Genomic DNA, 5,668 nt, shown 5'->3' on the forward strand with positions numbered 1-5,668 from the left:
CCGCGACAACCACCGAGGCGGCGGCGATCTGTTCCCGCACACTCAGCAGGCGGTGAATGCCCGCCACACCCACGTCGGCCACCAGCTCCACGCGGTTGCCCATGATCTGGGCGGTGACCATGGCTTCCTCGGCCACCGGCAGGTCGGCGGTGCCGGCGGTGATGATCAGAATGGTGCCGCGCCCGCGGTCGGTGGCGTCGGTGCAGCGGGTGACGCAGCGGGCCCGGGCGTGGTGGGTCAAGCGGTCGAAACGGGCGCTCAGCGCCTCGAACATCTCGAGAGTGGCGTGGGTGATCAGCAGATTGGCGGTCCGGTCGATGATCCGCTCGGCGATGGCCGTCACCTCGGCCACGGTTTTGCCGCGGCCGAAGATGACCTCCGGAAATCCGTGGCGGAGGGCGCGGTGGTGGTCCACCCGGGCGAAGCCGAGATCCTCGAACGGCAGGTGCCGCAGGCGTTCCAAGGCGCCCTCCACGGGGATCTCACCCTGCTGGAGCGATTCGAGCAGCCGCCGCAGTTCCTGTTCGTTCAAACAGCCTCCCGCCTTCAGGGAATCCGAAGGCCCCAACTTAACAGAAATCAGGTCAGCGGGCAAGGGCGATCATTGTAACTGTCGCAATACCAATAGATTGTCCGGCGCTCTCCCGGTAGATAAAAATAATGGGATGTTCCGCTAAACTTTTTGGCCGCGACGTCATCTAACTGTATAGCCGGTCTTTCAAAGCCAAAAAACAAGTCAAGGTTTATCAACCCTTAAACCCACCTTTAAAGACCCATCCAACCAAAAATCCCCAAATTTTGAAAGACCGGCGCCTTCCTTCTACTCGCCATAAGCCGGCTCCCCGGTAATCTGCTGCCCGATGATGAGGGTGTGGATGTCGTGAGTGCCTTCATAGGTGCGCACCGATTCCAGGTTCAGCATGTGCCGGATGACCGGATGGTCATCGACGATTCCCGCGGCTCCCAGGATGTCCCGGGCCAGACGGGCGCACTGCAGGGCCATGTCCACGTTGTTCCGCTTGATCATCGAAACGTGGTGGAATTTCAGCTCTCCGGCGTCCTTGAGCCGCGCGGCGTGGAGGGTGAGGAACTGGGCCTTGGTGATCTCGGTGATCATCCAGGCCAGTTTCTCCTGGACAAGCTGGTGGGCGGCGATGGGCCGCCCGCCGAACTGGACCCGTTCCTTGGCATATTCCAGCGCGGTGTGGTAGCACTCCATGGCGGCGCCGATCACTCCCCAGGCGATGCCGTAGCGGGCCTGGGTGAGGCACATCAGGGCGGTCTTCAGGCCCCGGGCGCCCGGCAGGCGATTGGCCGCCGGAATCCGGCAGTCTTCGAAGAACAGCGTGGCGGTGTCCGACGCCCGCAGCGAAAACTTACCCTTGATCTCCTGGGTGGCGAAACCCGGCGTGCCGCGCTCCACCAGGAAACCGTTCACCTCGCCGTCGAGCTTGGCGAAGACCACGGCCACGTCGGCCAGATCGCCGTTGGTGATCCACATCTTGGAACCGTTCAACACGAACCCGTCGGCGGTCGCTTCGGCCCGGGTGGTCATGCCGCCGGGATTGGAACCGAAATCGGGCTCAGTCAGGCCGAAGCAGCCGACGACTTCACCGGCGCCCAACCGGGGCAGCCAGTGAGCCTTCTGCTCCTCCGAGCCGAAGGCATGGATGGGGTACATGACCAGCGCCCCCTGCACCGAGGCGAACGAGCGGATGCCGCTGTCGCCCCGCTCCAGTTCCTGCATGATCAGCCCGTACGCCGCGCCGGCCAGGCCGGGCAGGCCGTAGCCGTCGAGGTTCGCGCCCAGGAGCCCCAGCTCCGCCATCGGCCGGATGAGGGTGACGGGAAAATGACCCTCTCGGTGGTGGGTTTCGATGACGGGCTTGATCTGTTCATCGGTGAAGCGGCGGACCGTGTCGCGCACCATCCGCTCCTCATCGCTCAACAGCGCATCGAATCTGAAAAAGTCGACGCCGGGAAACGGTTTCATGCGGTACAACTCCTGGGTGGATTATGGCCGGGGACCGGCCGCATCAGGCGGCGGGGCCGCGTCCGTCCCGGCTGGGGGACCGGACGGAACCCGGGAGAGCAGGCCGGGCAGAAGCTGGACGAGACCGGTCAACGCCGAACGGGGCAGTAAAAAGCCGGCGGACAAGCCGCTGTCCGACAGGCAGGTCTGGCCGAGGAACGGGACGCCGGATGCGGGCGCACCGCGCCCGAACGAGCCGGACAGGTCGGCCCGTCCGTACAGCATCTGAATGCGGCGAACGCCGGCTGGGGGGTCCTGAAGAACGGACGGGTTGAACGTTGCGCCGGACCGGCTGGCGGTCAGGATCTGCCGCAGCGCTTCCGGGCGGTCGCTGACAAAGACCGCCGGCCCCGTCTGGAGCAGGTACGTGAGTGACGGCTTCTCGGCTTGCGGGTTCAGGTTCAGGATGTAGAACGGCTCGCCACCCGAGGCGGGCGGGGTGACACCCATCGGCAGGCGCGGGGCGACCCGCTCCAGCACCACCGTTAGCATGGCGGGATCCTCGGGAACGCAGAAGCCCACCAGTCGGGGGGAGTCATCCGGGGCGCCGGGCAGGACGGCCAGACCCCACTCGGCGCCCAAGAGGGGCAGGAGCCGGTCGGAGAACGACAGGCCCAGGCGGGCCTGGGCGGCCAGCTCCAATCCGAGGAACACCGTCTCGCCGGACGTTCCCAGAGTGTCCCGGGCATGCGCACGCAGGAGCCGCAGCAGGTGTGACGCGTCCAGGATGGAGTCCATCGCCATCAGGGTGTCGGCCGGGAGGAGGCGCCACGCCACCGGCTGCCGGTCGCGCATCCCGCCCAGGTAGTCCTGGACCAGCCCCGGTTCGCGGTCGATCGCCAGGTCCATCGCTAGGCCCACCCGCTCGGCGTCGCCGCTGAGGGTCAAGGTGAGGTCGCGCAGGCTGTCCAGTCCAAGGCCGGTCAGAAATGCCGTCATCTGCGCGGGTGTTATCCGGCTGAACAGGTTGCGGAACGCCGAGATCGGAGCACCACCCGCGTCCGGAGCCTCGGCCGGTTGTCGCAGTTCCTGGACGATCCGCTCGGCGGCGGCCCGCATGGTGTCATCGGAGAGCAGTCCCATGGACGCCAAATTCAGCCGCAGGCGCAGGAAGGATTCGGCCGGGAAGCCGGGCAGAGCGGGGCCGGTTGACTCTGCGGCGACCACCTGGCTGCGGGGTCTGGTGATCAGCCCGGCAACGTCGAAGCCGCGGCCGAACGCGACGGTCTGTGCGCCGAACACCAGGCAGCCAGCCGATTCGGGGGCGGAGTAAACCGAGTATGGGCCGATGGTCCGGCTGGAGACCACGGTCTCCGCCGGTGGCAGGAGCTGCCGGACGAATCGCTGATACAGATCCACCGTGCCGAATCCCACCACCAGGAGGCCACGGGTGGATTCCGCCGGTGCGCCCGCCGAACGGTGGGCCGCGACCAGCGCGGACATCGACCGCCAGTCATCGGGACCGGTTGCCGGCCATTCGGCAGGCGCCCACGGGAGCCGGAGCTCCGGCCACAGCCGTTGGATCAGGACGGCGGGATCAGGGGCCGGACCGGATACAGCCAGCGGCGCCATGGCCTCGTCCAGGCGCTGGATCTCCAGAACCAGCTGGCAGTCCGGTGGCACCCACGCCGACAGATCCGGGCCGGTTCCCGCAACGGTGGTGGCCGACGCGACCAGCAGGATCAGCAGGGCCAGTGCGTGTTTCATGATGATTCCTCCGGGAAGCGACCCGCCAGCCCGGCGTTGAGCGAGCCGGTGCGGTACCCCTCCAAGTCCAGAGTGATGTATGTGTATCCAAGCGCGCGGAGGCAGGCGATGACCGCGGTTCGCCGGGCTTGTTCCAGCAGGAGAGGCAACTCGTCGGACGGCACCTCGATGCGACACGTGTCACCATGATGGCGCAGCCGGCAGTTGGAAAAACCCTGAGCGAACAGGAACGTCTCGCCGTGGCCGATCCGTTCCAGTAGGTCGGCCGTGATGGGTGTGCCGTACGGAATCCGGGACGCCAGACAGGCCAGGGCCGGCCGCTCCGCGGTGGGCAGGCCCGCCATGCGGGACAGACGGCGGATGGCGCCCTTGCCCAAACCGGCTTCGACCAGGGGGTGCCGGACGCCCAGCTCGGCGGTGGCCCGTCGCCCGGGGCGCCAGTCGGCGACATCATCCGCGTTTTCGCCGTCGGCCACGACGGCCAGACCGAGATCCCGGGCCAGCAGTTGCAGACGTCCCATCAGTTCGAGCTTGCAGTGGTAGCAGCGGTCGGCCGGGTTGGTGCGGAACGCGTCCAACTCGAGCGGGTCAAAGACCAGCGTTTCATGGCGGATGACGATGCGGCGGGCGGTCTCGACTGCGGCGGCCGACTCACCGGGCGGATTCAGGGGGCTCAGCACAGTGGCCGCCACGGCCCGCGCACCCAGCACCCGGCGGGCCGCCCAGGCCAGGTAGGTGCTGTCCACGCCGCCGCTGAAAGCAACGAGCGCGGATCCCATCGACGCCAGGATCGCGTCCAGCTGCGTTTCCTGCTGCCTGAGGGTGCCATCGTCAAGCCCAGCGGGTTCGGTGTTCGAGTTCGCCATCTTTTTCTTTGGGCGGCTGTGCAAATTAGGATATCATCTTACCACGGAATTGGATGGAGCTCCCCGGAGCCGGTTTCAAACTGCCCCGACGGCGAAGGAGGTACAACCGCCATGAGCAGCAAACACGAACACATGGATAACGGCGAACTGTATCTGTCCCACGTGGCCATCAAGAAGCGCTTCGGCGTGTCCAAAAAGCAGCTCAACGAATGGGCCAAGGAAGGCAAAATCCGTGAAGTCACCCGCGAGGTGGCGCGGATGCCGCACACGCTGATGAACGACCCGCAGCTGGAGCTTCATTTCTTCCACGCCGGCGACGTCGAGAAGATACGGCAGACCAAGTGATCCGGCCGATAGCCGCGACCCGGACCAAGTGGCCGCGCCGTGCGCCGACTGCACCGCCGACTTGCCGCCCCGGGAATCCGTGATGACCACCCCTGAAAACATCTCCGCCATGCCCCCGCCGGAACGGCGGGTTTACTGCAACCGCACGCTGAACCTGCTCAGCATCCGGGCCGTGGGATACGACATGGATTACACCCTGGTGCACTACCAGGTCGAGGCATGGGAGCAGCGGGCGTTTCTGACGCTCAGGGACAAGCTGGCGGGTCTCGGCTGGCCGGTCGGCGACGTGCGGTTCGACCCGGAACAGGTCATCCGCGGCCTCCTGATCGACACGAAACTGGGCAACCTGATCAAGGCCAACCGGTTCGGCTACGTCACCCGCGCCTGCCACGGAACCCGGCCGATGCCGTTCGACGCCCAGCGCGAAGTGTACGGCCGGACGGAGGTCGAGCTGTCGGACCGCCGCTTCGTGTTTCTGAACACGCTGTTCTCGTTGTCCGAGGCGTCCATGTACGCCCAGCTGGTGGACCGCCTCGACCGAGGGTTGCTGCCGGGTGCGATCGGTTACGCCGACTTGTACTGGGAGGTCAAACGGCGACTGGACGAGGCGCACATGGAGGGGGAGCTGAAAGCCGAGATCCTGAGCTGTCCGGAGCAGTTTGTGGAGACGGATCCGGAACTGGTCCTGACCCTGCTGGACCAGCTCAAGGCGGGCAAA

6 protein-coding genes are annotated in these 5,668 nt (G+C 66.3%); 2 read left to right on the forward strand and 4 right to left on the reverse strand.

The window, feature by feature from the left end; translation table 11 throughout:
- The 4 genes from GX414_11540 to larE all read right to left on the reverse strand — a co-directional run.
- Positions 1–532, reverse strand: a 532-nt coding sequence (locus tag GX414_11540; GenBank protein NLI47727.1) for a 1-(5-phosphoribosyl)-5-amino-4-imidazole-carboxylate carboxylase, incomplete at its 3' end; no start/stop codon positions are given.
- 288 nt (positions 533–820) lie between these two features.
- A complete protein-coding gene (locus GX414_11545) occupies positions 821–1,993 on the reverse strand; it encodes an acyl-CoA dehydrogenase (GenBank protein ID NLI47728.1) in 1,173 nt (390 codons plus the stop codon).
- A 21-nt stretch (positions 1,994–2,014) separates the two neighbouring features.
- Positions 2,015–3,739, reverse strand: coding sequence for a hypothetical protein (locus GX414_11550; GenBank protein ID NLI47729.1), 1,725 nt, complete (start codon positions 3,737–3,739; stop codon positions 2,015–2,017).
- On the reverse strand, positions 3,736–4,605 hold the full coding sequence (larE, locus tag GX414_11555; protein NLI47730.1) for an ATP-dependent sacrificial sulfur transferase LarE: 870 nt from the start codon (positions 4,603–4,605) through the stop codon (positions 3,736–3,738). Before larE ends, GX414_11550 begins: the two co-directional genes overlap by 4 nt.
- A gap of 111 nt (positions 4,606–4,716) precedes the next feature.
- Between larE and GX414_11560 the strand changes: the two genes are divergently transcribed.
- Positions 4,717–4,950, forward strand: a complete 234-nt coding sequence (locus GX414_11560; GenBank protein NLI47731.1) for a hypothetical protein — start codon at positions 4,717–4,719, stop codon at positions 4,948–4,950.
- 82 nt (positions 4,951–5,032) lie between these two features.
- On the forward strand, positions 5,033–5,668 hold a 636-nt coding region (locus tag GX414_11565; GenBank protein NLI47732.1), incomplete at its 3' end, for an HAD-IG family 5'-nucleotidase.

The sequence above is a fragment of the Acidobacteriota bacterium genome, assembly GCA_012517875.1.
Classification (GTDB): domain Bacteria; phylum Acidobacteriota; class JAAYUB01; order JAAYUB01; family JAAYUB01; genus JAAYUB01.